At 72.7% G+C, this 21330-nt stretch carries 20 protein-coding genes; 7 read left to right on the top strand and 13 right to left on the bottom strand.

The features are described 5' to 3' along the window. Positions 1-92 precede the first annotated feature (92 nt). Positions 93-1505, top strand: coding sequence for a type I glutamate--ammonia ligase (gene glnA / locus ACIRST_RS13235; RefSeq protein ID WP_350522584.1), 1413 nt, complete (start codon positions 93-95; stop codon positions 1503-1505). 97 nt (positions 1506-1602) lie between these two features. Here the strand turns inward: glnA and ACIRST_RS13230 are convergent, their stop codons facing one another. The 6 genes from ACIRST_RS13230 to ACIRST_RS13205 all read right to left on the bottom strand — a co-directional run bounded on the left by ACIRST_RS13230 (position 1603) and on the right by ACIRST_RS13205 (position 7643). Next, positions 1603-2289, bottom strand: coding sequence for a response regulator (locus tag ACIRST_RS13230; protein ID WP_402802347.1), 687 nt, complete (start codon positions 2287-2289; stop codon positions 1603-1605). A gap of 4 nt (positions 2290-2293) precedes the next feature. Next, the gene (locus ACIRST_RS13225; protein WP_402802346.1) at positions 2294-3493 is read right to left on the bottom strand and encodes a sensor histidine kinase; all 1200 of its coding nucleotides are present in this window, start codon (positions 3491-3493) and stop codon (positions 2294-2296) included. Between the two features lie 56 nt (positions 3494-3549). Next, complete coding sequence (locus ACIRST_RS13220) at positions 3550-4470, bottom strand: lysostaphin resistance A-like protein (RefSeq protein ID WP_402802344.1); 921 nt, start codon at positions 4468-4470, stop codon at positions 3550-3552. Positions 4471-4649: 179 nt separating this feature from the next. After that, complete coding sequence (locus ACIRST_RS13215) at positions 4650-5060, bottom strand: hypothetical protein (RefSeq protein ID WP_350522588.1); 411 nt, start codon at positions 5058-5060, stop codon at positions 4650-4652. A gap of 85 nt (positions 5061-5145) precedes the next feature. After that, complete coding sequence (locus tag ACIRST_RS13210) at positions 5146-6243, bottom strand: PP2C family protein-serine/threonine phosphatase (RefSeq protein ID WP_402802342.1); 1098 nt, start codon at positions 6241-6243, stop codon at positions 5146-5148. 182 nt (positions 6244-6425) lie between these two features. Then, positions 6426-7643, bottom strand: a complete 1218-nt coding sequence (locus tag ACIRST_RS13205) for a cytochrome P450 (protein ID WP_402802339.1) — start codon at positions 7641-7643, stop codon at positions 6426-6428. A 185-nt stretch (positions 7644-7828) separates the two neighbouring features. Here ACIRST_RS13205 and ACIRST_RS13200 point away from each other — a divergent pair, with 185 nt between their 5' ends. Then, on the top strand, positions 7829-8185 hold the full coding sequence (locus ACIRST_RS13200) for an arsenate reductase family protein (protein ID WP_350522591.1): 357 nt from the start codon (positions 7829-7831) through the stop codon (positions 8183-8185). Between the two features lie 45 nt (positions 8186-8230). Here ACIRST_RS13200 and ACIRST_RS13195 read toward each other — a convergent pair whose 3' ends face one another. Then, positions 8231-8701 carry a pyridoxamine 5'-phosphate oxidase family protein gene (locus ACIRST_RS13195; protein WP_350522592.1) on the bottom strand — a complete coding sequence of 157 codons (471 nt, stop codon included), beginning with the start codon at positions 8699-8701 and terminating at the stop codon, positions 8231-8233. Positions 8702-8860: 159 nt separating this feature from the next. Between ACIRST_RS13195 and ACIRST_RS13190 the strand changes: the two genes are divergently transcribed. Both ACIRST_RS13190 and ACIRST_RS13185 read left to right on the top strand, forming a co-directional pair. After that, positions 8861-9421 (top strand): DUF1697 domain-containing protein, encoded by a 561-nt coding sequence (locus ACIRST_RS13190; RefSeq protein WP_402802336.1) that lies wholly within the window; start codon positions 8861-8863, stop codon positions 9419-9421. A 136-nt stretch (positions 9422-9557) separates the two neighbouring features. Further along, the gene (locus tag ACIRST_RS13185; RefSeq protein WP_402802334.1) at positions 9558-10103 is read left to right on the top strand and encodes an FHA domain-containing protein; all 546 of its coding nucleotides are present in this window, start codon (positions 9558-9560) and stop codon (positions 10101-10103) included. Positions 10104-10141: 38 nt separating this feature from the next. Here ACIRST_RS13185 and ACIRST_RS13180 read toward each other — a convergent pair whose 3' ends face one another. The 3 genes from ACIRST_RS13180 to ACIRST_RS13170 form a co-directional block, all read right to left on the bottom strand. Then, complete coding sequence (locus tag ACIRST_RS13180; RefSeq protein ID WP_402802332.1) at positions 10142-11104, bottom strand: DUF1152 domain-containing protein; 963 nt, start codon at positions 11102-11104, stop codon at positions 10142-10144. Between the two features lie 144 nt (positions 11105-11248). Further along, positions 11249-11650, bottom strand: coding sequence for a hypothetical protein (locus ACIRST_RS13175; protein ID WP_350522596.1), 402 nt, complete (start codon positions 11648-11650; stop codon positions 11249-11251). Positions 11651-11877: 227 nt separating this feature from the next. Continuing rightward, positions 11878-12669, bottom strand: coding sequence for a hemerythrin domain-containing protein (locus tag ACIRST_RS13170; protein ID WP_350522597.1), 792 nt, complete (start codon positions 12667-12669; stop codon positions 11878-11880). A 222-nt stretch (positions 12670-12891) separates the two neighbouring features. On the opposite strand from ACIRST_RS13170, the gene ACIRST_RS13165 reads away from it, so the two are divergent. Then, positions 12892-13410, top strand: coding sequence for a SigE family RNA polymerase sigma factor (locus ACIRST_RS13165; protein WP_396547744.1), 519 nt, complete (start codon positions 12892-12894; stop codon positions 13408-13410). Positions 13411-13539: 129 nt separating this feature from the next. Beyond that, on the top strand, positions 13540-14541 hold the full coding sequence (locus ACIRST_RS13160) for a hypothetical protein (protein WP_402802329.1): 1002 nt from the start codon (positions 13540-13542) through the stop codon (positions 14539-14541). A gap of 66 nt (positions 14542-14607) precedes the next feature. On the opposite strand, the gene ACIRST_RS13155 is transcribed toward ACIRST_RS13160, so the two are convergent. Further along, entirely contained in the window at positions 14608-15660 is a 1053-nt protein-coding gene (locus ACIRST_RS13155) for an alpha/beta hydrolase (RefSeq protein WP_402802327.1), read from the bottom strand. Positions 15661-16071: 411 nt separating this feature from the next. On the opposite strand from ACIRST_RS13155, the gene ACIRST_RS13150 reads away from it, so the two are divergent. After that, positions 16072-16815, top strand: coding sequence for an SDR family oxidoreductase (locus ACIRST_RS13150; protein WP_350526831.1), 744 nt, complete (start codon positions 16072-16074; stop codon positions 16813-16815). Between the two features lie 119 nt (positions 16816-16934). Here the strand turns inward: ACIRST_RS13150 and ACIRST_RS13145 are convergent, their stop codons facing one another. Then, positions 16935-18671 (bottom strand): carbohydrate-binding module family 20 domain-containing protein, encoded by a 1737-nt coding sequence (locus ACIRST_RS13145; protein WP_402802325.1) that lies wholly within the window; start codon positions 18669-18671, stop codon positions 16935-16937. Between the two features lie 249 nt (positions 18672-18920). Beyond that, positions 18921-21254 (bottom strand): M4 family metallopeptidase, encoded by a 2334-nt coding sequence (locus tag ACIRST_RS13140; protein WP_402802323.1) that lies wholly within the window; start codon positions 21252-21254, stop codon positions 18921-18923. Positions 21255-21330: the final 76 nt, after the last annotated feature.

The raw sequence follows: 21330 nt of genomic DNA, 5'->3' as shown, positions 1-21330 counted from the left end.
GGGGTGTGGTTAACATCGAGGAAACGAGCGGGTCACCGGCTGGAAACGACCCATTCCTAGGGTGAGCCCAATTCGCACGCCGAGGAGGATGGATGTTCAACAACGCCGCCGAAGTGAAGCAGTTCATCCAGGACAACGACGTGAAGTTCGTCGATGTCCGATTCTGCGACCTGCCGGGCGTCTTGCAGCACTTCTCCGTACCTGCGGCGACCTTCGATCCGTCCGAGATCCTGATGTTCGACGGCTCGTCGATCCGCGGCTTCCAGGCCATCCACGAGTCCGACATGGCCCTGGTCCCGGACCTCGCCACAGCCCGGCTCGACCCCTTCCGGGCCGAGAAGCACCTCAACATCAACTTCTTCATCCAGGACCCGGTCACGGGCGAGGCCTACAGCCGTGACCCGCGCAACGTCGCCAAGAAGGCCGAGGCCTACCTCGCCTCCTCCGGCATCGCCGACACCGCGTTCTTCGGGCCCGAGGCCGAGTTCTACGTGTTCGACTCGGTCCGCTTCGAGACCAGCGCCAACGCGTCCTTCTACCACATCGACTCGGAGGCCGGCGCCTGGAACAGCGGCGCCGCCGAGGGCGACGCACGCGGCTACAAGGTCAAGTACAAGGGCGGGTACTTCCCCGTCCCGCCGGTCGACCACTTCGCCGACCTGCGCGCCGAGATGTCGCTGGAACTGGCCCGGGCCGGACTGGAGGTCGAGCGCCAGCACCACGAGGTCGGCACGGCCGGCCAGGCGGAGATCAACTACAAGTTCAACACCCTGCTGCACGCCGCCGACGACCTGATGCTGTTCAAGTACATCATCAAGAACGTCGCCTGGCGGAACGGCAAGACCGCCACCTTCATGCCGAAGCCGATCTTCGGCGACAACGGCTCGGGCATGCACGTCCACCAGTCGCTGTGGACCGACGGCACGCCGCTGTTCTACGACGAGCAGGGCTACGCCGGGCTCTCCGACACCGCCCGCTACTACATCGGCGGCCTGCTCCGGCACGCCCCCTCGCTGCTGGCGTTCACCAACCCCTCGGTGAACTCCTACCATCGCCTGGTGCCGGGCTTCGAGGCCCCGGTCAACCTGGTCTACTCGCAGCGCAACCGCTCGGCCGCGATCCGCATCCCGATCACCGGCTCCAACGCCAAGGCCAAGCGCATCGAGTTCCGCGCGCCGGACCCGTCCTCCAACCCGTACCTGGCCTTCTCCGCCATGCTGATGGCCGGCCTCGACGGCATCCGCAACAAGATCGAGCCGCTGGAGCCGGTCGACAAGGACCTCTACGAGCTGGCCCCCGAGGAGCACGCCAACGTCCCGCAGGTGCCCTCCTCCCTCCCGGCCGTCCTGGAGGCGCTGGAGGCCGACCACGAGTACCTGCTCGCGGGCAACGTCTTCACCCCGGACCTGATCGAGACCTGGATCGACTTCAAGCGCACCAACGAGATCGCCCCGATCGCGCTCCGGCCGCACCCGCACGAGTTCGAGCTGTACTACGACCTGTAGGGAGGCCTCAGACCTGCGGAAACGCAGGTCGGTCCGTCATGGACGACTGCCCGGCACACTTCCGGTGTGCCGGGCAGTCGTGCGTGTCGGGGGCGCTTCAGTCGGCGGCGGTCACCAGCCCCACCCGGTAGGCGAGGACGACCGCCTGGACGCGGTCGCGCAGGCCGAGTTTGGTGAGGATCCGCGAGACGTAGGTCTTGACCGTCTCGGGGGAGATGAAGAGCGCGGCGGCGATCTCCGCGTTCGACAGGCCCTCCGCGATCAGTTCGAGCACCTCCAGTTCACGGGCGGTCAGCGCCCTGACCAGGTCCGCCCGGCCCGGCCGGGCGGTGTCGGCCGGGCGCAGCCGTTCGGCGAACCGGCCGATGAGGTGGCGGGTGACGGTGGGGGCGAGGAGGGCCTCGCCGCGGGCGACGGTGCGGATGCCGGCGACGAGTTCGGCGGGCGGCGAGTCCTTGAGGAGGAAGCCGCTGGCGCCGGCGCGGAACGCGTCGTAGACGTAGGCATCCACGTTGAAGGTGGTGACGACCAGGACCTTCGGCGGTTCGACCACCTCGGGGCCGGCCAGCTTCCGGGTGGCCTCGATGCCGTCGAGCAGGGGCATCCGGATGTCCATCACGACGACGTCGGGGTGCAGGCGCTGTGCGGCCGACACCGCCTCGTGCCCGTTCCCGGCCTCGCCGACGACCTCCATGTCGGGCTGCGCGGAGAAGATGGTGACGTACCCGGTACGGACGAGTGCCTGGTCGTCGCAGACCAGCACCCGGATCGGCGCATCGCTCATGGTGTCATTCCTGAACAGGCTTGGACGGGATCACGGCACGGACCGCGAAGGTGCCGTCGGGTCCGGGGCCGGTCACCAGTTCACCATCGAGCATGCGCAGCCGTTCGCGCAGGCCCGCCAGTCCGCGTCCGCCCGCCGGAACCGGGGGCGGCGTGGCCGGGGCCGACGGCTCGGGGGCGACGGTGGTCACCTCGATCTCGACCCCCTCCGCCCCGTGCCTGACCAGGACGACCGTCCGTCGGCCGGACGCGTACTTCAGCGCGTTGGTCAGGGCCTCCTGCACCACGCGGTAACAGGCCAGCTCCACGTCGACGGCCTGCGGTCGCCGCTCGCCGTGCTCGGCGAACTCGACGGGCTGCCCCGCCATCCGGGCCTGTTCGACCAGGTCCGTCACCCGGCCCAACGCGGGCCCCCGGTCCGCGGTCGCGGACTCGCCGGTCGCCTCCAGCACGCCGAGCAACTGCCGCAGCTCCGACAACGCCCGGCGGCCCGTGCCGCTGACCGCCGTCAATCCCTCGGCGACCCGCTCGGGCGCGGAGGCCAGGACGAACTGCGCGGCGTCGGCCTGGACCACCATCGCGGTGACGTGGTGGGTCACCACGTCGTGCAGCTCGCGGGCGATCCGGGCCCGCTCGGCGGCCGTTGCCGCCTCGGCCGCCAGTCGCCGCCGCTCCTCCTCCGCCATCCGTCGCCTCCTCATCGAGTTCCCCACCAGCCAGAGGGCCACCAGACTCGCGTAGAACGCCAGGTAGTCCGAGACACCCTGAGGCGAGCCGCGGCCGTGCAGCACCACCGCCAGCACCACGTAACCCGCACTGGCCGCGCCCGCCACCGCCCGGCGGAAGCGGGTTCGTCCAGCCCCGGCCGAGTACAGGGCGACATAGAGCCCCAGACTGCCGAACGTCGTCGGGTAGCCCAGAGCCTGGTCCACCGCGAACGCTGTGCCGACGACCGCGAGACACAGGGCCGGCGACCGGCGGCGCAGCACGAGCGGCAGGGTCTGCGCCGAGGCCAGCACGGCGCTCAGCGCGTCGGCCGGCCGCCCGGGCAGGTCGCCGATCTGCGCACCGATCTTCGACAGCGTCGGCACGAACGCCAGCCCGGTGAGCACCAGCGCGAGCACCGCGTCCTCGACGACACCGTCGCGCGACTGCCACCAGCCGAGCGGCCCCCGCACCAGCGGCCTCCAGAGGGTCTTCCCCACCGACACCCGTCCCTCGCCTTCGTCCGGCCGCTTCGTTCCGTCGCCGCGCCCGGCACTCAGTGTGCGGCAGCCGCCACCGGCGCGAGGCCCGTGCCCTTGCGGGCCATGGTCAGCATCCCGACGCTGAGGCCGAAACTGATCAGCACCGGGACCACCGAAGCCTCCAGCCCGAAGACGCCACCCGTCAGCCAGGCCGGGCCGTGCGCGTGCGTGACCAGCAGCCCCTGCACCACGTGCCCGGACACCGCGATCCCGAACAGCTGCTGGACGAGGTTCCACGCGAAGTGCAGTCCGAACACGAACCAGAGGTTGCGCCGCCACAGGAAGGCCACGCCGAGCAGCACGCCCGCCTCCAGGGCGATCGCCAGGGCGCTCCAGACGGTCGCGCCCGGGTTGAAGAAGTGGGCGAAGCCGAAGAACAGCGAGGTGATCGCGACGGCCGCGCGCCCGCCCCACCTCTGCTCCAGCGCCTGCAGCGCCAGACCGCGGAACGTCAGCTCCTCGGTCAGCGCCCCACCGGCGATGGTGATCACCGCGGACACCACCACGGAGACGCCGTTCCCGGCCCAGGAGAACGAGAAGCCCCCGAACAGCGTGATCAGGAGGATCGAGGAGAGCAGGAACCCCAGGCCGATCCCCGCGCCCAGCAGCCACTCCCGTACCGCACCACGCCGCGCGATCTCCGGCGTCGCACGGCGGGCCTGGCGGCGCATGACCACCCGGTACACGCCCAGCGCGAAGGCCGCGCCCACCGCCGGCAGCGGGCCCGGGGCCGTCGCGGTCGCCCCCGCGACCAGGGTGACGCCGACGAAGCCGGTGACCGCCCAGGCGAGCGGTGAACGGGCGATCCGGTCGAACCGGCCCCCGCCGGTCGAACGGCGGTCGGTCCGGGCGGTCCCTGCCGTCCCTGCCGTCCCTGCCGTCTCTGCCGTCTCTGCGGTCCCTGCGTCATGGACCTCGGTGGATGTCGAGCTCATGGCGGCCTCCCCTGGCCAGTCGTCCCGGCCGCACCCGTGGCGGCCACCGACAACGCTAGGAAGACGGCGTGCACCGCGAATCACCCGTCGGCGGACGGTGCCGGTAGCTCGCACGGGGGATGCGGCGAAGCGGTACAGGACGCAGAGTGAGGCATGCCGAACGGTGTGGGCCGTTCGGATCAGTGGTGACCGAGATGTTGTCCGTCGGGCCAGATTCCGTCCGCGGGCATGTCCAACCGGTCGGTCAACGGCCGACGCCACTGAGGGGTGGTGGTCGGCTCGCCCCAGTAGTCGGTGACGCGGACCGCCTCGCCGTCCCGCAGCTCCGCGATGCTGACGTTGCGGTAGAGCCGGCCGTCACCGTAGTCGCAGGTCCATTCGACGACGATCACGTCCTCGCTCAGGCGCAGGCGGCGGCCCACGGCGAGGGTCAGTCCGGGGAAGTTCCCTTCGACTTCGCCGACGAGCCTGCTGGTGCGGACCACCTCGCCCATCTGCGGCCACTGCCGTTCTACGTCGTCGGCGAGCGGGACGCCGAGGATGTAGGCCAGTCGGGTGCGGCCGTTCGACTCTGCGGTCGGCTCGTTCATGGCGCTGGTTCCCTTCCGGACCACCGAGGGTGTTGACCATCCTGCGGCCCCGGTGGTCGGGCCGCCACAGGGCCGGGCACCGGGGCTACGGGCCGTCCGGGGTGAGAGCGAGGACGGCGAGGTCGTCGGCGAGCAGGCCGGCGTACCGGTGGACGTCCTCGGCCAGGAAGGAGACCACCCGGTCGGGCGCGGTGGTGCCGAGCGCGGCGAGGCGGGGGGCCAGCGGGTAGAAGACGCCGCCGGCGTCCCGGGCCTCGCTGACGCCGTCGGTGTACAGCAGCACGGTGTGGCCCGCGGGCAGGGCGACCGCGGTCGGCTTGCCCCGTTCCTCGGCGGGCCCGAGGTGGCCGAGGCCCAGCGGGAGCTCGTCCGCGCAGGGCACCGGGCGGATCGGGCCGCCGGTGAGCAGCAGCGGGATGGTGTGGCCGCGGTTGACGATCTCCACGCAGTCCGAGCCCGGACGGTACTGCAGCAGGACGGCCGTGGCGAAGAGCTCGTCGTCCCCGCGGTCGGCGGCATCACGCAGGACGGCGCGGTCCAGCTGGTCGGCGAGGTCGACCAACCCCGGGGTGTCGTACGCCGCCGCCCGGAAGGCGCCCAGGACGTCGGCGACCGTCCGGACCGCGCCGAGGCCCTTGCCCCGGACGTCGCCGAGCAGCACCCGGACCCCGAAGCGGGTGTCGCACACCTCGTACAGGTCGCCGCCGACCAGCACGTCCGCCTGGGCCGGGCGGTAGAGACCGGCGACCCGCAGCCCGCCGGCCCGCTCGGGCACCGGCCGCAGCACGGTGCGCTGCAGGGTCTCGGCGACCGTACGGGCCTGCAGCAGGTTGCGGTTCTGCCGGGTGCGCTGCCACGACAGGGCGGTGCCCATCACGCCGGAGAGCAGGGTGGCGATGTAGACCCAGACGTGGTGCTGCTCGTTGATGTGGCCGGCGCGCAGGGCCAGGACCAGCTGGAGCGCCAGGGAGCCGACGGTGGCGGTGGCGGTCAGCACCGGGCCGTAACTGAACGCGGCCACCACGGGCAGCGCGGTCAGCAGGAAGCCGGCCGCGACGGCGTCCGGGACGACGGCCTCGGCGATCAGGTCCAGCGCCAGCAGGACGACCGGGAGCCACGGCACCCACCTCGGCACCCGGGGCTCCAGCGCGGCAGGGCGCGACGGGCGGGGTGCTGTGGGCACGGCGGGACCTCCAGGCCGGTGGCCAGTCCCGGAGGATCGGAGATCGTCCGGAATGGCCGGTTTCGTCCCTCCATGCTCTCCCACGAACGGCCCAGTCACGAACGGCCGAACGTCCCGTCCTCCCGGGCCGGGGGGAAGCGGGGCGGGATCGGACGAAACCGGGCCGGGCACCGGCCGCCCGATCAGCGCACGGTCACCGGCAGGGCCTCGTAGCCCCGCAGGACCAGGCGGTCCCGCCGGGTGGCGACGCCGCCCGGGGCGAGCCGCGGGAAGCGGTCGAGCAGCGCCGGCACCGCGACCTCCGCCTCCAGCCGGGCCAGCAGGGAGCCCAGGCAGAAGTGCTGACCGCCGCCGAAGCTGAGCGGCTGGCTGTCGGTGCGGGTCGGGTCGAACACCTCGGGGCGCTCGTAGCGGGCCGGGTCCCGGTTGGCGGCGCCGATCAACAGGGTCACCTCGCTGCCGACCGGAGTGGGCAGTCCCTCGATGCTCAGGCCCTCCTCCAGGGCGACCCGGCCGGTGGCCTGCACCGGGGAGTCGAAGCGCAGCACCTCGTCGGTGAAGCCGGCCGGGGTGACCGCGCCGCTGCGCAGCCCGGCGGCCGCACCGGGGTGGCGGAACAGCAGGGACAGGCCGTTGCCGAGCAGGTTGGTGGTGGTCTCGAAGCCGGCCACCAGCAGCAGGACCAGGTTGGCCAGCAGTTCCTCGGCGGAGAGCAGCCCGCCGTCCTCCGCGGCGATCCGGGCCAGGTCGCTGACCAGGTCGTCCTGCGGGCGGGCCAGCCGCTCGGCGGCCAGCTCGGTGAAGTACCCGGACAGCTCGTCCGCGGCCCGGTCGGCCTCGGCCAGTTCGCCGAGATCCCCGCTGAGCTCCAGGACGGCGGTGAGGTCGGAGGCGAGGGCGCGGAAGCGGTAGCGGTCCCGCTCCGGGACGCCGAGCAGCTCGCAGATCACCCCGACCGGCAGCCGGAAGGCGAAGGCGTCCATGAAGTCCACCGGCGACCCGTCGGCGCCCTGCTCGGCCATCCCGTCGAGCAGCCGGGCCACCGCGGCCTCCACCGCGGGGCGCAGCGCCGCGACCCGGCGGGCGGTGAACACCGAGGCGATCAGCGAGCGGACCCGGGGCTGGTCGGGGGCGTTGCGCTGGAGGATCGAACGGCCGAAGAGGGCGAGCGAGGAGTGCGCGAGGAAGTCCGGGGCCACCCCCGCCATCATGTCGGCGGTGGCGACGCCGAAGGCGGGTGTGCGCAGCACCTTGTTGACCGCCGCGTAGCCGGTCACCACGAAGCGCCCGTCCGCGGCCGGGACCACCGGTCCCACCTCCCGCGCCCTCGCGTACAGCGGGTACGGGTCGGACTTGACCCCGGTCTCCGCCAGCAGATCGATGATCGTCGCACCGTCCATGCGGTCGTCCCCTCCCGAGCTCCCGGGATCCCGGTCTCCCGCGATGCCGGGGCTCCGAGATCAACCGTCCTGGTCCGTGAACCGCCGGTGGGCACGCGGGAGTTCCCGCCCGGGACGGTCCGCTGCCCGCGGGCGTGCTGCGGCGGGTCCCGGGCCGGGCGGGGCGGCTCGGTAGGCTGGCCGGCATGGAGATCTGGATCAATCCGCGCTGCGGCAAGTGCCGGACGGCGCTCGGCGAGCTGTCCGACGCCGGCGTCGAGTACACGGTGCGGCGCTACCTGGAGGAACCGCCGACCGTGGCCGAGCTGGAGGAGGTGCTGGAGCGCCTGGGCCTGGAGCCGTGGGACATCACCCGCACCGACGAGCAGGCCGCGAAGGACCTGGGCATGAAGGGCTGGCCCCGGGAGGCGGGTGACCGGGCCCGCTGGATCGCGGCGATGGCCGAGCACCCGATCCTGATCCAGCGCCCGATCATCACCGCGGACGACGGGCACGCCGTGGTGGCCCGCACCCCCGAGGCCCTCAAGTCCGTCCTGCCCTGAGGCCTCAAGTCCGTCCTGCCCTGAGGCCCGTCGGACGGCGGCCGGTCAGTGGAGCTGGATCGTCTCCACCGGCCGGCCCGGGTGCCAGTTGCGGACGAACAGGTGCTCGCCCTCGACGGTGGTGTGCACCACCTGGTCGAGCTCCAGCCGGAAGGCGTGGAACGGGGTGGGCGGCGGCTCGGGCAGATCGGCGGCGAACGCGGCGAGTTCCGTCTCGTCGGTGATCTCGACCGCCCGGCCGGAGACCTTGGAGTCCCCGCCGGCCATGGTCTCGTCCCCCGGGTGCGCGTGCAGCGCGAAGCGGGCGTCGCGCTGGAGGTCGCGCGCCTTGACCGCCCCGTACATCGACCCGATCCACAGGTCGTCGCCGACGAAGTCGACCTCCGTCCCGCTGACCCGGGGCGAACCGTCCTTGCGCAGCGTCGCCAGGACGTGGTGCTTGTTGGCCTCGAACCGGGCCCTCACCAGGGGCGCGAGGTCCGGGGCCTGCTCCTCGAAATCCTGCCAGGTAGCCATGCCGCCAGTCTGGCACCCGGCACTGACAACCGCCGTCCGCACGGGGCCGCGGTCCCGGGCCGCCGCCGGCCCTGGACCGCCGTCGGGCCCGGCGCGCCACCGCTCACGGACCGTCGTCGCTCACGGGTCGCTGTCACAGGCCGGTGCCACACTGGCGGGGTGACCACCACGACCACGTACATCGCGTTCCTGCGGGCCATCAACGTCGGCGGCCGGACGGTGACGATGGAGCGGCTGCGGGCGCTCTTCGCCGAGCTGGGCCTGGGGAACGTCCGCTCGTACATCCAGAGCGGCAACGTCTTCTTCACCACCGAAGGCCCCGCCGACCGGTCCGACCGCGCCGCGCTGACCGGGCGGATCGAGGAGCACCTGGAGCAGTCGCTCGGCTACCCGGTGCCGGTGATGCTGCGAACGGTGGAGGAGGTCGCCGAACTGCTCGCCGCCGAGCCGTTCCGGGGCGTCGAGGCGACACCGGACGTCCGGCTGGTGGTCGCCTTCCTCTCCGAGCCGCTGCCCGCCGAGCTCGCCCGTCCGCACCGCTCGCCGAAGGGCGACTTCGAGGTGCTCGGCGCCGGCCCGGGGGCCGCGTACATCGTGATCCACCTGCAGAACGGCAAGTGGGTCACCAAGGAGATGTTCGGCAAGGCGTACCGGGGCTCGGTCACCTCCCGGTTCCTGCACACCACCGAGAAGATCCTGGCGGCCGCCCGCAAGGCCTGACGGCCCGTGCGGCCTGCGCGGAGGGCACGGAACCGCGTGGCCGGGCGGGGCGTCTGGACTCCCGTGACGTACGAACCACGTGCCCGGGCAGGGCTCGATCTGGACAGCCCGAGTCGGCCGCGCCGACAATTCGGCCATGACGCCTCCTGAGCTCCCCACCGGCCGGATCCGGCCCTCCGACGCCGAGCGGGAGCTGGCGCTCGGGGCCCTGAAGGACGGCGCCGGCAGCGGTCGGCTCTCGCACGACACCTTCCTCGGCCGGATGGACATCGTCCTGCAGGCCACCAGCCGGGGCGAGTTGGACGCGGCGGTGGACGGGCTGCCGACCGGCGGGCCGGTCGAACGCTTCGTGCTGCGCACGGTCGGCCGGGTCTCCGGCTTCGGCGACCGGATCAACCGGGCCTGGCGCACCGAGCGGCTGCCCGGGCTGAGCCTGCCGCAGGCCGGCGCCGGGCTGCTGACCATCGGCCGGATCCCCGGCTCGGGGCTGCGGCTGCACGACGCCTCGGTCTCCCGGAACCACGCCGAACTCCGGCACGAGGACGGCGGCTGGGTGCTGTACGACCTCGGCTCGACCAACGGCACGCACGTCAACGGGCGCCGGATCGCGGGCGGCGTCCGGGTCCAGCCGGGCGACCAGGTGCGGTTCGGGAACCTGGAGTTCCGGCTCGCCGCGCTCTGAGGACCCCGCCCGCGCGGGCCCCGGGGGCGGGCGGCCGGTCAGTGCGGGAACTGCCGGGGCGGCCGCTGCCGCGGCAGCTCGTCCTGGAACTCCGCGATGACGGTCGCGATCTGACGCATCACCACCGTGCGCTCCAGCCGGTCCAGGTAGCGGTTCTCCGCGGCGAGCGCCTCGACCGTGACGCCGAAGTACATCGCCATCAGCGGATTGACGAACAGCTCGCTGCCCTTGGTCCGCTCGGTGAACCGGACGTCGCCGAACTCGCCGCGCAGGGCCGCCGCCACCGAGCCGTTGACGATGCTGGGGTGCTCGGGGAAGGCGGCCCGGGCGTGCTCGACGGCGTCCAGGTAGAGCACCGCCTCCCGGCTGTCGCGCGGGATGGAGAAGGCGCCGAGGTAGCCGCCGGCCCGGTCCAGCGCAGCGAGGTTCTCCAGCACCAGCGTGTGGTTGACGCCGTGGTGGGCGTCGATGCCGAAGCCCAGGCAGGCGACCAGCCGCTCGGGCACCTCCCGCAGCCCGGCCACCGCCGCCAGGCTGGCCATGTCCTCCTCGGGGGTGCCGAGTCCGACCTCGTCGCCGCGCATCAGGATGTCGGTGCCGCCGTCCACCAGCAGGACGGCGTCGATGCCCAGTCGGGCCACGAGCGCGCGGTAGCCGTCGCGCAGCGGCTGCACGCCCACCGACGGGAAGGCCCACACGGTGTCGGGCATGCCGTGGAGGTTCAGCCAGCGGGCCAGCGTGCGCTCCGGGAAGTAGCCCTCGGGCGCCGGGGTATCCGGCCGGATCATGGCCACGTCGGGCTCCGCCCAGACGTCGAGGGGCAGGCCGTAGAGGTGGGTGAAGGAGAGGTTGGCCAGGTGCACCTCCTTGCCCGCGGCGCGCAGGGCGAGGGCGATCGGCAGCCCGGCGTACACGTCGAACCCGCCGCCGGCGCCGGCGACCAGGATGCGTTCGGCGGCCAGCAGCCGGGTGATCAGCGGGGGTTGCAGCAGAGAGGTCACCGGCGGAAGGTAGCACCGGGCGGGCGCGGTGACCCCGGCGGCCCTGGCGGCGACTCCGGCGTCGCGACGGCCTCGGCGGCCCCGACGACGGCAGGGAACCGGATGGCGGGTGGCTGGTGCGGACGGGTGGGCGCCGGGGAGGGGTCAGTCGCGCTCGACGTGGACCTCGGCGAAGTGGTCGCCCTTGTCCGCCTTGCGGATGGTGACCCGGACGGTGCCGACGGCGGTCTCGGCGTCCTTGTCGACGGTCTTCTTGTTGTCGCCGATCGTCACCTCGGCCGAGTTGTCGGTGATGTGGCCGACCGTCATCTTCATCGGGTTGTCGCCGCCGAAGACCTTCACGGTCTTGGAGGCGTCCGCGCCGTCGGTCTTGATGCCGACGGTGCACTTGTGGTCGTCGAGGCAGAGGGCCACTCCGCCCTCACAGGCGGTCAGTCCGGCGCCGAGGGTCAGGACGGCGCCCGCGGCGAGGATCGCCGAACCGAACCGGAAGCGGGTCCGGAGGCTGGTGCGGTGGGCCTTGGCGGTGCTGCTCGCTGTGGTCATGTCCTCGACGGTAGCGGGCCGGACACGGTCCGCCATCGGCCGTCGGCGGGAGGCCCGCCCTGGTGCAGCCCGGATCGGCCGGGCGGCCCAACCCCGAGAGCGGTGGGTCGAATCCCCTAGGGGTCAGGGGCAGTTGCGCACTCGGTGGGGTTTCCGACGCCTCGTCAGCATATGCCACCGGCCCATGCCACGCGCGTAGATCGACGGCCCGCAAAAACGGCCGGCGGTCAGTCGGCAATGATCCCCAGGCCGGTCTCCGGCCCTTCGCCCGGCCCCCACAGCGGCGCGGTGCAGCGCTGGTAGGTGGCCTGCCAGTGCGGCCAGTTGCGGGCCACGTCGTCGTCGCACTCGGCCAGCAGCCGCTCCACCGCGGCCGGCTCCACTCCCTCCAGCAGCCAGGCCAGCGCGTCCGCCGTGCCCGGACCGTCCGCCGCGCGCAGCAGGTCCAGCAGTTCGCCCAGCCCGCCGAGCCGGGAGCCGTCGGCCACCACCCGCTCCATCCGGGGCAGCAACTGGCGCTCCTCGATCCGCAGGTGGGTCTCCAGCCGGGCCGCCAGGTCCTCCATCGCGTACGCCACCGGCCAGGCGCTGCCGGTGTCCCGGCTGGCGATCCGGACCAGGGTGGTGACCCGGGTGAACGAGTGGTCCAGGTTGTGGTGGTCGGCCTCCAGCCAGTTGAGCAGCAGCCGCAGCTCCGGCGCGAAGCGGCGCACGATCGGCCAGAGCCGGGTGTCCTGCTGCTCGTGGTGGCAGGTCAGCATCGCGGTCATGAAGGTCCAGTGCCGCAGCAGTGCCTCGCCCTTGTCCTCCTCGTCGGGCTGGAGCAGTCGCAGCGCGTTGGGCAGCCGGGCGAGGTCCCGGCGCAGCGCGGCGTGCACCAGGCGCAGTCCGGCGAACCGCACGGTGGCCGGGTCGTCGTCCGCGGTCCGCCCGCGCGCGTCGGCGCCCCGGGGATCGGCGCCGGGCTGACCCTGCGCGGGCACGGCGGGGGCGGGCTGGGGCAGCAGGTGGATCGGCATGGCACTCTCTTCACGGCTTGGGGCAGGACGGGTGGTGGCGGCCGGTGAGGACCACCCCAGCCAAGGTGCCCGCAGTCGATCAGAAGCGAATCAATGTCCGATTGACGCGCAGGTCAGCGCGTTTACGGGGGCGGACGCAACGCGCGGCGGCGCCTCACCCGTGTACCCGGGTGAGGGTGCGCACACCGCGTGCCGGGGGGTCCAGGGGAACAGCGAGGCCGCATGTCACCGGAGCAGGAGCAGTCGTTCGACGAGTTCGTGGCGAGCCGCTACGCCGCGCTGCGCCGCACCGGCTACCTGCTCTGCGGCGACTGGCACCTCGCCGAGGACCTCGCGCAGACGACGCTGGTGAAGCTGTACTCGCGCTGGAACCGGCTGCGCGACCCGGAGGCCGCGGCCGGGTACGCCCGGACGACACTGGTCCGCACCTACATCGACCTCCGGCGGCTGCGCCGCTCGCACGAGGTGCCGGCGTCGGAGCTGCCGGAGCCGGCGTTCGGACCGCGGGCCGATGCCCCGGCCGACCCGGAGCGGCGGCTGGCCCTGCTGGCCGCGCTCGCGCAGGTCTCCCCCGCCTACCGGGCGACGCTGGTGCTGCGGTTCTGGGAGGACCAGTCGGTCGAGGCGACGGCGGAGGCCCTGCGGCAGAGCACCGGCACCGTGAAGTCCAACACCAGCCGGGGACTGGCCCAACTGCGGGTGATCCTCGGCGACTCGCTGCGGGAGATCGCGGCGAGCTGAGCGCGGCCCGGCCCGCGGGCCGGGCCGGGCCGGGCGGCCCCGGTCGTGCGCGCGGGCCGGGCCGCCGGAACCGGTCACCCGGGCGGAACGGGCCGCCCGGGACGAGCGAGAGACGAGAGGAGAGCGGTTTTGAACCGGGACGAACCGGCGTTCGACGCCGACGACATGGGCGCGCTGTTCCGAGAGGTCCTGGACCAGCCGGAGCCGGCGGTTCCCCAGGGCCTGCTGCCGGAGGTCCGCCGCTCGGGCACGCGGATGCGCCGCCGACGCCACCTGCTGGCGACGGTCGCCACCGCGCTCGCGGTGGGACTGCTGGCCACGGCGGGCTGGGCGGTGCACGGCAGGACCCCGGTGGAGCGGGCCGGCCGGGGGCTGGCCCCGGCGGCGAGCGGGCCCGTCCTGCCGTCGACGGCGTCGGGCCGGCCCGACGCGCAGCCCCCGGCGGCCACCGGGACGGACGGCACGGCCGCACCGGGAACCGTCCAGGACACCCCGGCCGCGCCGGGCACCGCCTCGGCGGTCACGGCCACCGGCGGCACGGCCTCGCCGGGCGCGTCCGCGGTCGGCAGCGCGCGCCTGCTCGCCCTGCTGCGCGACCACCCGCCCGAGGACATCGGCGGGGTCGCCGGGGGCGCCACGGCGGACGCCTTCGTGCTGACCAGGAAGGACGGCGGCACGGTCACGATGAGCCGGAGCCTGGACGGGCCCGCCCAACAGCGCGGCGGCACCAGCTCGCCGTGCGAGTCCCGCACCACCGCCTGGGGTCCGATGAGCCCGGAGGGCCGGGACTGCCTCGGCACGAAGCTGGCGGACGGCTCGGTGGTCTGGCTGCTGCACCCGCTGACGGTCGTCCCGCGCGGGCAGGAGGCCGAGGTCCGGGTCGTGACGACGAGCGGGCTGGTGTACGTCCTGCTGTTCGCCCGGGCCGAAGCGCGGTCGCAGCCCGAGGACGTGACGGTGCCGCTGCTGGAGCTGATGCAACTGGCCGAGGCGCCGGGGTTCCTGGAAGCGGTCCGGGACGGCTGGGCGGACCCTGCCCTCGGGTCCAAGCCCCCCGGGCCGTCCACGAGTCCGCGGCCCCCCTCGCCCTCGGCGGCGTCCAAGCCCTCCCGGACGCCGACGGCACGCTGACCGCCCACGGCCGCCGGACACCGGGGACGCCGGGGCCCGGCAACCGTGGTGGGCGACGGAGCGGCGTCAGTCGGCCGCCGGCCCCGCCAGGTTCTTGGTCAGCCACTCCAGGGTGTCCGGGATCATCTTCTTGAAGTCCGAGGTGAGGTGCTTGCCCCCGGGCTGCTCGTAGTAGTCGATGCCCACCGGCGGGGCGGCCTTGGCCACCCAGGACTTGACCACCTTGGTCTCGTACGGGTTGGCGCCGCCCGCGGTGACCAGCATCTTCACGTCGGCCTTGCCCTCGGCGACCAGCACGTCGGGGTTGTTGGCCGCGCGCTCGGCGTCGTGGCCCTTCCACAGGAGCGAGTCCGGGATGAAGTAGCCGTCGATCGGCACCGCGGCCTTGTAGACGTCCGGGTGCTGCAGGGCGAGCTTGGCGCTGCAGAAGCCGCCGGTGGAGGCGCCCATCACGCCCCAGCCGTCGCGGCCCTGCACGGTGCGGAAGTTGGCGCGGACGAAGTCCGGGATGTCCTGGGCCATCCAGGTGCCCATCTTGGGCTGGCCCGGGATGTCGGAGCAGTCCAGCGCGTTCTTCTCGTCGCCGTTGAAGTTCTGCACCGGCATGATCATGATGAACGGGTGGGACTTGCCGGCCTTGACCAGCCGCTCGTTCTCCTCCTGGATCGGCAGCTGGTTGTCGGTCCAGGTGTTGTAGCCGTTGCTCTGGCCGCCCGCGAAGAGGGTCAGCACCGGGAAGCCGGTCTTGGCGAACTTGGGGTCGTTGTACTCGGGCGGCAGCCAGACCCAGACCTTGCCGGAGACACCGGACTTCGCGCCGGTCACGGTGGTCAGGAAGATCGGTCCGGCGGCGGTGTCCCGGGACTTGGCGAGGCTGGCGTTCGGGCCGGTCGGCATCAGCACCTTGCCGTTGCCGACCGCGGGCGCCGGGGTGCCCGAGCCGGTGCCGCCCCCGGTCGGGGTGCCCGCGGCGCTGCCGGTCGCGGCCGGGGTGCCGTCCGACTTGGCGCTGTCGCCCTTCCCACCACCGGAACTCCCGCAGGCCGCGAGCGAGGCGGCCAGGGCGAGCACGGCGGCGCCGGACAGGACGGCACGGGAACGGGACGACTGCCTAAGCACGGTGAGGACTCTCCGACCGATGTCGCGCCCGGTCCGTCTGACCGGGCGGCGGCCCCCCGGTGGGGCCGGACAGACCCGGGAACACCATGCTGGTACGGCCCCCGGGTGATGGCGCGCCGTCCCTCGCGGGGGCGCGTCTTCCTGCGATCTTATGACGTGGCCCGGGGCGGCCCGGTTGCGCGTCGGCCACCGGAAATCCAATGTTTGTTCGCGATCAGGTAAAACCCTTCACCACCCCCGTCGGACGACGGGGGCCGGACGACGGGATTCACCGATCGCCAACCGGTCCTGGCGCCGGTTTTTGGGCGCTTTCGACCAGTGACAGCCACCCGGGGCAGCCGCAACGATCGCTCCGGGGGACCGACCGGGACCGGTCGGAACGCCGCCACCACCGCCACCGAGGAGAGCGCCATGCCCCAGCAGATCGCCGTCGTCACCGGAGCCGGGAGCGGCGTCGGACGGGCCGTGGCCGTGGAGCTGGCCGCGGCCGGCTGGCTGCCGGTGCTGGCCGGCCGGCGGGCCGAGCCGCTGCACGGAACCGCCCGGCTCTGCGGCGCCCCGGCCGACGTGGTGCCGACCGACGTCACCGACCCGGCCGCCGTGGACGCGCTGTTCGCCACGACCGCCGAGCGGCACGGCCGGGTGGACCTGCTGTTCAACAACGCCGGCAGCTTCGGCCCGGCCGTCCCGGTGGAGGAGCTGGAGGTCGAGGCCTGGCGGGCGGTGGTCGACCTCAACCTGACCGGCGCCTTCCTCTGCGCCCGGGCGGCGTTCCGGCAGATGAAGGCCCAGGATCCGCTGGGCGGCCGGATCATCAACAACGGCTCGATCTCGGCGCACGTCCCGCGCCCGCACTCGATCGCCTACACCGCGACCAAGCACGCGGTCACCGGCCTGACCAAGTCGCTGTCCCTGGACGGCCGCCCCCACCGGATCGCCTGCGGGCAGATCGACATCGGCAACGCGGCGACCGACATGACGGCGGCGATGAGCGCGGGTGTCCGGCAGGCCGACGGCCGGATCGCCCCCGAGCCGACCATGGACGTGGCCGACGTCGCACGGACCGTACGGCACATGGCCGCGCTGCCGCTGGAGGCCAATGTGCAGTTCGCCACGGTGATGGCGACCGCGATGCCGTACATCGGGCGCGGCTGAGACCGGCGCCGGAGCCCCGGCCCCGGCCACACCCCCGCTCCCCCGGCTGCGGCTCCCCCACACGGCGGGAACCCCGTCGGACGGCGCCGACGGGGTTCCCGAGGAGGGGCGGGGCGGTCCTACGGCCGCCAGGTGTCGTTCAGCGTGACGGTCCCGCCGGCGGGCACGGTCGCCGTCCGGTTGACGCCGGACTCCCAGGTCACCGCACCGTTCGCGTCCTTGCGGACGTACTTGTACTGGACGGAGGTGCCGGCCGGCAGCGAGAGCGCGAGCGACCAGACCGGGTAGCCGGCGGACGAGAGCGGCAGCGCCTTCGCCGGGTCCCAGCCGCCGAGCGCCGCGGCGTCGCCGACCACGTAGACGTTCTGCCCGTACGCGGTGGTCGCGTTGACGTTGAACGAGGCGCCGGACGCGGTCGCGCCCGGCTGGACGTACAGTGCGACCGCGTCGCCCGCGCCGACCGTCGCGGTGAACTGCCCGTTGGCGCCGACCTGGTAGGTCGGGCCGGTGCAGCCGCCGCCCGGCTGCGGGTCGCCGTGCTGGACGTCGCAGTAGGTGCCGGCCGGCAGCCCGGTCTGGAAGGTCTGGGTGATCGCGCCGCTCTCGTGGTTGATCGCGACGTAACCCTTGTTGCCGCGGCCGAAGGCGATCGCGTTGTTGCCGTTGGACCACCAGTCGGTCACCCCGGTGCCCGCCACGGCGTTGCGGAAGCCGACCATGTTGGCGACCTGCCGCCAGGCGTGGGTGCAGTTCCAGCCGTCCTGGTAGCAGGCGTTGACGGTGCCGCCGTTCGGCGGGCCGTCGTCCTTGTTGGTGAAGGCGTAGCCGGAGTAGATGTTGGGCGAGCCGTAGGTCGAGGCCAGCAGGAAGACGTTGGCCAGCGTGTAGGTGTTGCCGTAGGTGTAGTTGAGGGTCGAGCCGTTGCGCTCGGTGTCCCAGTTGTCGAGGAAGCTGCGCGCCTGGTTGCTCGGCAGGTAGCCCCAGGAGGCGCCCCAGCCGCTGAGGTTGGCGAGCTTGTCGGTGGTGAAGATGCGCTTGAGGTCGGTGCCGACCCGGAACTCGTCCACGTCGCCGTTGCCGGTGTACTCGGTCGGCTGGATCGGCTCGCCCGCGCCGTAGATGACCTCCTGGACCCAGTAGGCGCCGGGGTTGGCCGTCTTGGCCTTGATCGCGGCGAGGTCGCCGGCGGCGATGTGCTTGGCGGCGTCGATCCGGTAGCCGTCCACGCCGAGCGAGCCGAGGTCGTCCAGGTAGTGCGCGATGGTGGTCTGGACGTAGGAGCTGCCGGTGTCCAGGTCCGCGAGGTTCACCAGCTCGCAGTTCTGGACGTTGGAGCGGTCCTGGTAGTTGCTGATCGCCTGGCGGCAGGAGTGGAAGTCCTGGTCCTGGTAGGTGCCGGGGTAGGTGTACTTGGTGTACGCGGTGCCGCCGGTGCCGGTGCCGGAGCCGGCCGACATGTGGTTGACCACCGCGTCGGCGATCACCTTGACCCCGGCCGCGTGGCAGGTGTCGACCATGTTCTTGAAGGAGGTGCGGTCGCCGAGCCGGCCGGCGATCTTGTAGCTGACCGGCTGGTAGGAGGTCCACCACTGCGGGCCCTGGATGTGCTCCTGCGGCGGGGAGACCTCGACGAAGCCGTAGCCCTTCGGGCCGAGCGTCGAGGTGCAGGCCTGGGCGACCGAGTCGAAGCGCCACTCGAAGAGGGTGGCGGTGACGTCCTTGCCGTTGTTCGCGGGCGGGGAGGCCTGGGCGGCGGGCGCGCCGAGCGCGGTGCCCAGCGAGAGCGCGAGTGCGGCCGAGGCGGCGAGCGCGACGGCTGCGCGGGCGGGTCTGCGGGTGGGGGCGGTGGTGACCACGTCGTCTCCTGGGGGTGGCTGGGGTGGGACAGCCGGAGGTGAAGCCTGCAGGAAGTTTCTGTAACTTGCCGGAAACTTGCAGCGCTGAACCTAGGATGACCGGGAGACACCGTCAAGACGTAGGACAGTAACGTTTCTGCAGGCCGCGGACGGTTCAGGCTGGTTCGGGCACGACAAGGGCCCGGCAGCCGTAGCCGCCGGGCCCCTCACCTGTCCTGGTTCACCGGCCCGTCAGGAGCCGGTCCGGGTTCAGCCGGTCTGGACGGAGGTGTCGTCGATCACGAAGCTCGTCTGCAGCGAGGAGTCCTCGACGCCGTTGAACTTCACGGTGACCGTCTGGCCCGCGTAGGCCGAGAGGTCGAAGGTGCGCTGCTGGTAGCCGGCCGCGGCGTCCACGTTGGAGTAGGTCTTCAGCGCGGTGCCGTTGACCGACACGGTCAGCTTGTCGTACGCGGTGGTGCCCGACTCCGCGGTGTCGATGTGCAGCCAGAAGCTCAGCGTCGCCTTGCAGCCCGCCGGGATGCTCACCGTCTGCGACAGCGTGTCGGTGTGGGTGGAGCCGTAGCCGTCCATCCACGCCTTCCACGAACCGCCGTGCGCGGCCTGGCTGGAGCTGTTGTCGACCACGCCGGAGGTCGACGTCCACGGCGAGGCCGAGCCGGTCTCGAAGCCCGCGTTGCCCAGCAGCTGCGCCGGGGTGCAGCCACCGCCGCCACCGGTGGTGACGGTCCAGGTGAAGCTGGTGGTACCGGACTTGCCGGCCGAGTCCTTCACCGTCACGGTGACGTTGGAGGTGCCCGCCGCGGTCGGGGTGCCGGTGATCGCGCCGGTGGAGGCGTTGATCGCCAGGCCGGCCGGCAGACCGGTCGCCGAGTACGACAGCGGAGCGGTGCCGCCCGAGGCCTTGATGGCCAGGTTGACCGCGGTGCCGACGGCGGTCGACTGGTTGCCCGGGTTGGTGACGGTGACGCCGCCCGGGTTGGGCAGCGAGCCGACGTTGACGGCGGCCCAGGCGGTGGCGACCGCGTTGTACTCGGCGCTGTTCGCGCCGTACAGGTCGGTGGCCGCGCTCAGGGTCGCGGTACGGGCGGCCGCGTAGTTGGTGGTGGAGGTCATGTAGGCGGTCAGCGCCTTGTACCAGACCTGCTGCGCCTTGTCGTGGCCGATGCCGGTGACGGTGATGTTGTTGACGGTCGGGCTGTTGTAGCTGACGCCGTTGATCACCTTGGCGCCGCTGCCCTCGGACAGCAGGTAGAAGAAGTGGTTGGCGACGCCGGACGAGTAGTGCACGTCCAGGTTGCCGACGCCCGAGTACCAGGAGTCGGCCGACTGGCCGTCCTTGGAGGGCTTGTCCATGTAGCGCAGCGGCGTGCCGTTGCCGTTGATGTCGATCAGCTCGCCGACCAGGTAGTCCGGCACGTCCTTGGGCAGGTTGGCGTAGAACTCCACCATGTTGCCGAAGATGTCCGAGGTGGCCTCGTTGAGGCCGCCGGACTCGCCCGAGTAGTTCAGGTTGGCGGTGGCCGCGGTGACGCCGTGGCTCATCTCGTGGCCCGCGACGTCGAGTTCGGTCAGCGGGTGGGTGTCGCCGTCCCCGTCGCCGTAGGTCATGCAGAAGCAGCTGTCGTCCCAGAACGCGTTGACGTAGCCGGTGTCGTAGTGCACGCGGCTCATGGCGCCGACGCCGTCGTTGCGGATGCCGTTGCGGCCGAAGGTGTTCTTGTAGAAGTCCCAGGTGGCCGCGGCGCCGAACTGGGCGTCCACGGCGGCCGACTCGCGGTTGCTGGCCTGGCCGTTGCCCCAGGTGTCCGAGGACTTGGAGAACAGGGTGCCGTTGCCGGAGGTGCCGTTCTTCATGTCCGTGGTGTACTGGCCGCCGCGGCTGGCGTCCTTGAGGGAGTAGGTCGAGCCGCTCTGGGTGGTGGTCAGCGGCACGTTGCCGACGAAGACGCCGGTACCGGTGCCGCGCATGATGCCGTCGGCCTTGCTGAGCACGTCACCGGTCTTGGCGTCGGTGACCACGTGCAGCTTGCTCGGGGTGCCGTCGGACTCCTGGCCGGCGATGACCGTCTCCCAGGCGAGCTTCGGGGTGCCGTCCGCGGCCCACACCACCAGGCGCGGGGCGGTGTCGACGGAGCCCGCCTCGACGGCCAGCGCGGCGGCCTGGGCCTTCGGCGCGGCCAGGGCCGGGGTGGTCTCGACGCCGGCGAGGTTGGCCTCGCTGGCCTTGGTCACGCTCTTGGTGGCACCGTTCGCGTCCTGGTGGACGATCAGGTCGCCGCCGAGGACGGGGAGTCCGGCGTAGGTGCGCTCGTAGCGCAGGTGGCGACCGCCGTTGGCGTCCTGGACGACGTCCTTGGTGACCAGCTTCTCCTGGCCGCTCAGGCCGAGGGCCTGGGCGAGGGAGGCGGTCTGCTGGTTCGCCGAGGCGATCAGCGCGGCCCGGGTGGACTGCTGGGCGGCGACGGCGGCCGACGCGTCCGGGGTGGCCGCCTGGGCGATGACCGGTATGCCGGTGACCAGCAGCGCGGTGGACGCGGCCAGGACGACCGCCGCCTTCCGGGCGTGAGCGTAACGGGACATGCGGACTCCTTTTCCGACCGGGGCTGGGTCGCGCCGGTGGAGAGAAACCTGGGCCGCGGGGTTGCGGCGCAGTGGG

Source organism: Kitasatospora sp. NPDC101447 (assembly GCF_044767225.1).
Classification (GTDB): Bacteria; Actinomycetota; Actinomycetes; order Streptomycetales; family Streptomycetaceae; genus Kitasatospora.
This window is presented reverse-complemented; position numbering and strand designations above follow the sequence as displayed.

Bases quoted from the DNA above. Each gene is read 5' to 3' on its own strand.
- glnA (WP_350522584.1), top strand. From the start codon at position 93: ATGTTCAACAACGCCGCCGAAGTGAAGCAGTTCATCCAGGACAACGAC.
- ACIRST_RS13230 (WP_402802347.1), bottom strand. From the start codon at position 2,289: ATGAGCGATGCGCCGATCCGGGTGCTGGTCTGCGACGACCAGGCACTC.
- ACIRST_RS13220 (WP_402802344.1), bottom strand. From the start codon at position 4,470: ATGAGCTCGACATCCACCGAGGTCCATGACGCAGGGACCGCAGAGACG.
- ACIRST_RS13215 (WP_350522588.1), bottom strand. From the start codon at position 5,060: ATGAACGAGCCGACCGCAGAGTCGAACGGCCGCACCCGACTGGCCTAC.
- ACIRST_RS13205 (WP_402802339.1), bottom strand. From the start codon at position 7,643: ATGGACGGTGCGACGATCATCGATCTGCTGGCGGAGACCGGGGTCAAG.
- ACIRST_RS13200 (WP_350522591.1), top strand. From the start codon at position 7,829: ATGGAGATCTGGATCAATCCGCGCTGCGGCAAGTGCCGGACGGCGCTC.
- ACIRST_RS13195 (WP_350522592.1), bottom strand. From the start codon at position 8,701: ATGGCTACCTGGCAGGATTTCGAGGAGCAGGCCCCGGACCTCGCGCCC.
- ACIRST_RS13185 (WP_402802334.1), top strand. From the start codon at position 9,558: ATGACGCCTCCTGAGCTCCCCACCGGCCGGATCCGGCCCTCCGACGCC.
- ACIRST_RS13175 (WP_350522596.1), bottom strand. From the start codon at position 11,650: ATGACCACAGCGAGCAGCACCGCCAAGGCCCACCGCACCAGCCTCCGG.
- ACIRST_RS13170 (WP_350522597.1), bottom strand. From the start codon at position 12,669: ATGCCGATCCACCTGCTGCCCCAGCCCGCCCCCGCCGTGCCCGCGCAG.
- ACIRST_RS13165 (WP_396547744.1), top strand. From the start codon at position 12,892: ATGTCACCGGAGCAGGAGCAGTCGTTCGACGAGTTCGTGGCGAGCCGC.
- ACIRST_RS13150 (WP_350526831.1), top strand. From the start codon at position 16,072: ATGCCCCAGCAGATCGCCGTCGTCACCGGAGCCGGGAGCGGCGTCGGA.
- ACIRST_RS13140 (WP_402802323.1), bottom strand. From the start codon at position 21,254: ATGTCCCGTTACGCTCACGCCCGGAAGGCGGCGGTCGTCCTGGCCGCG.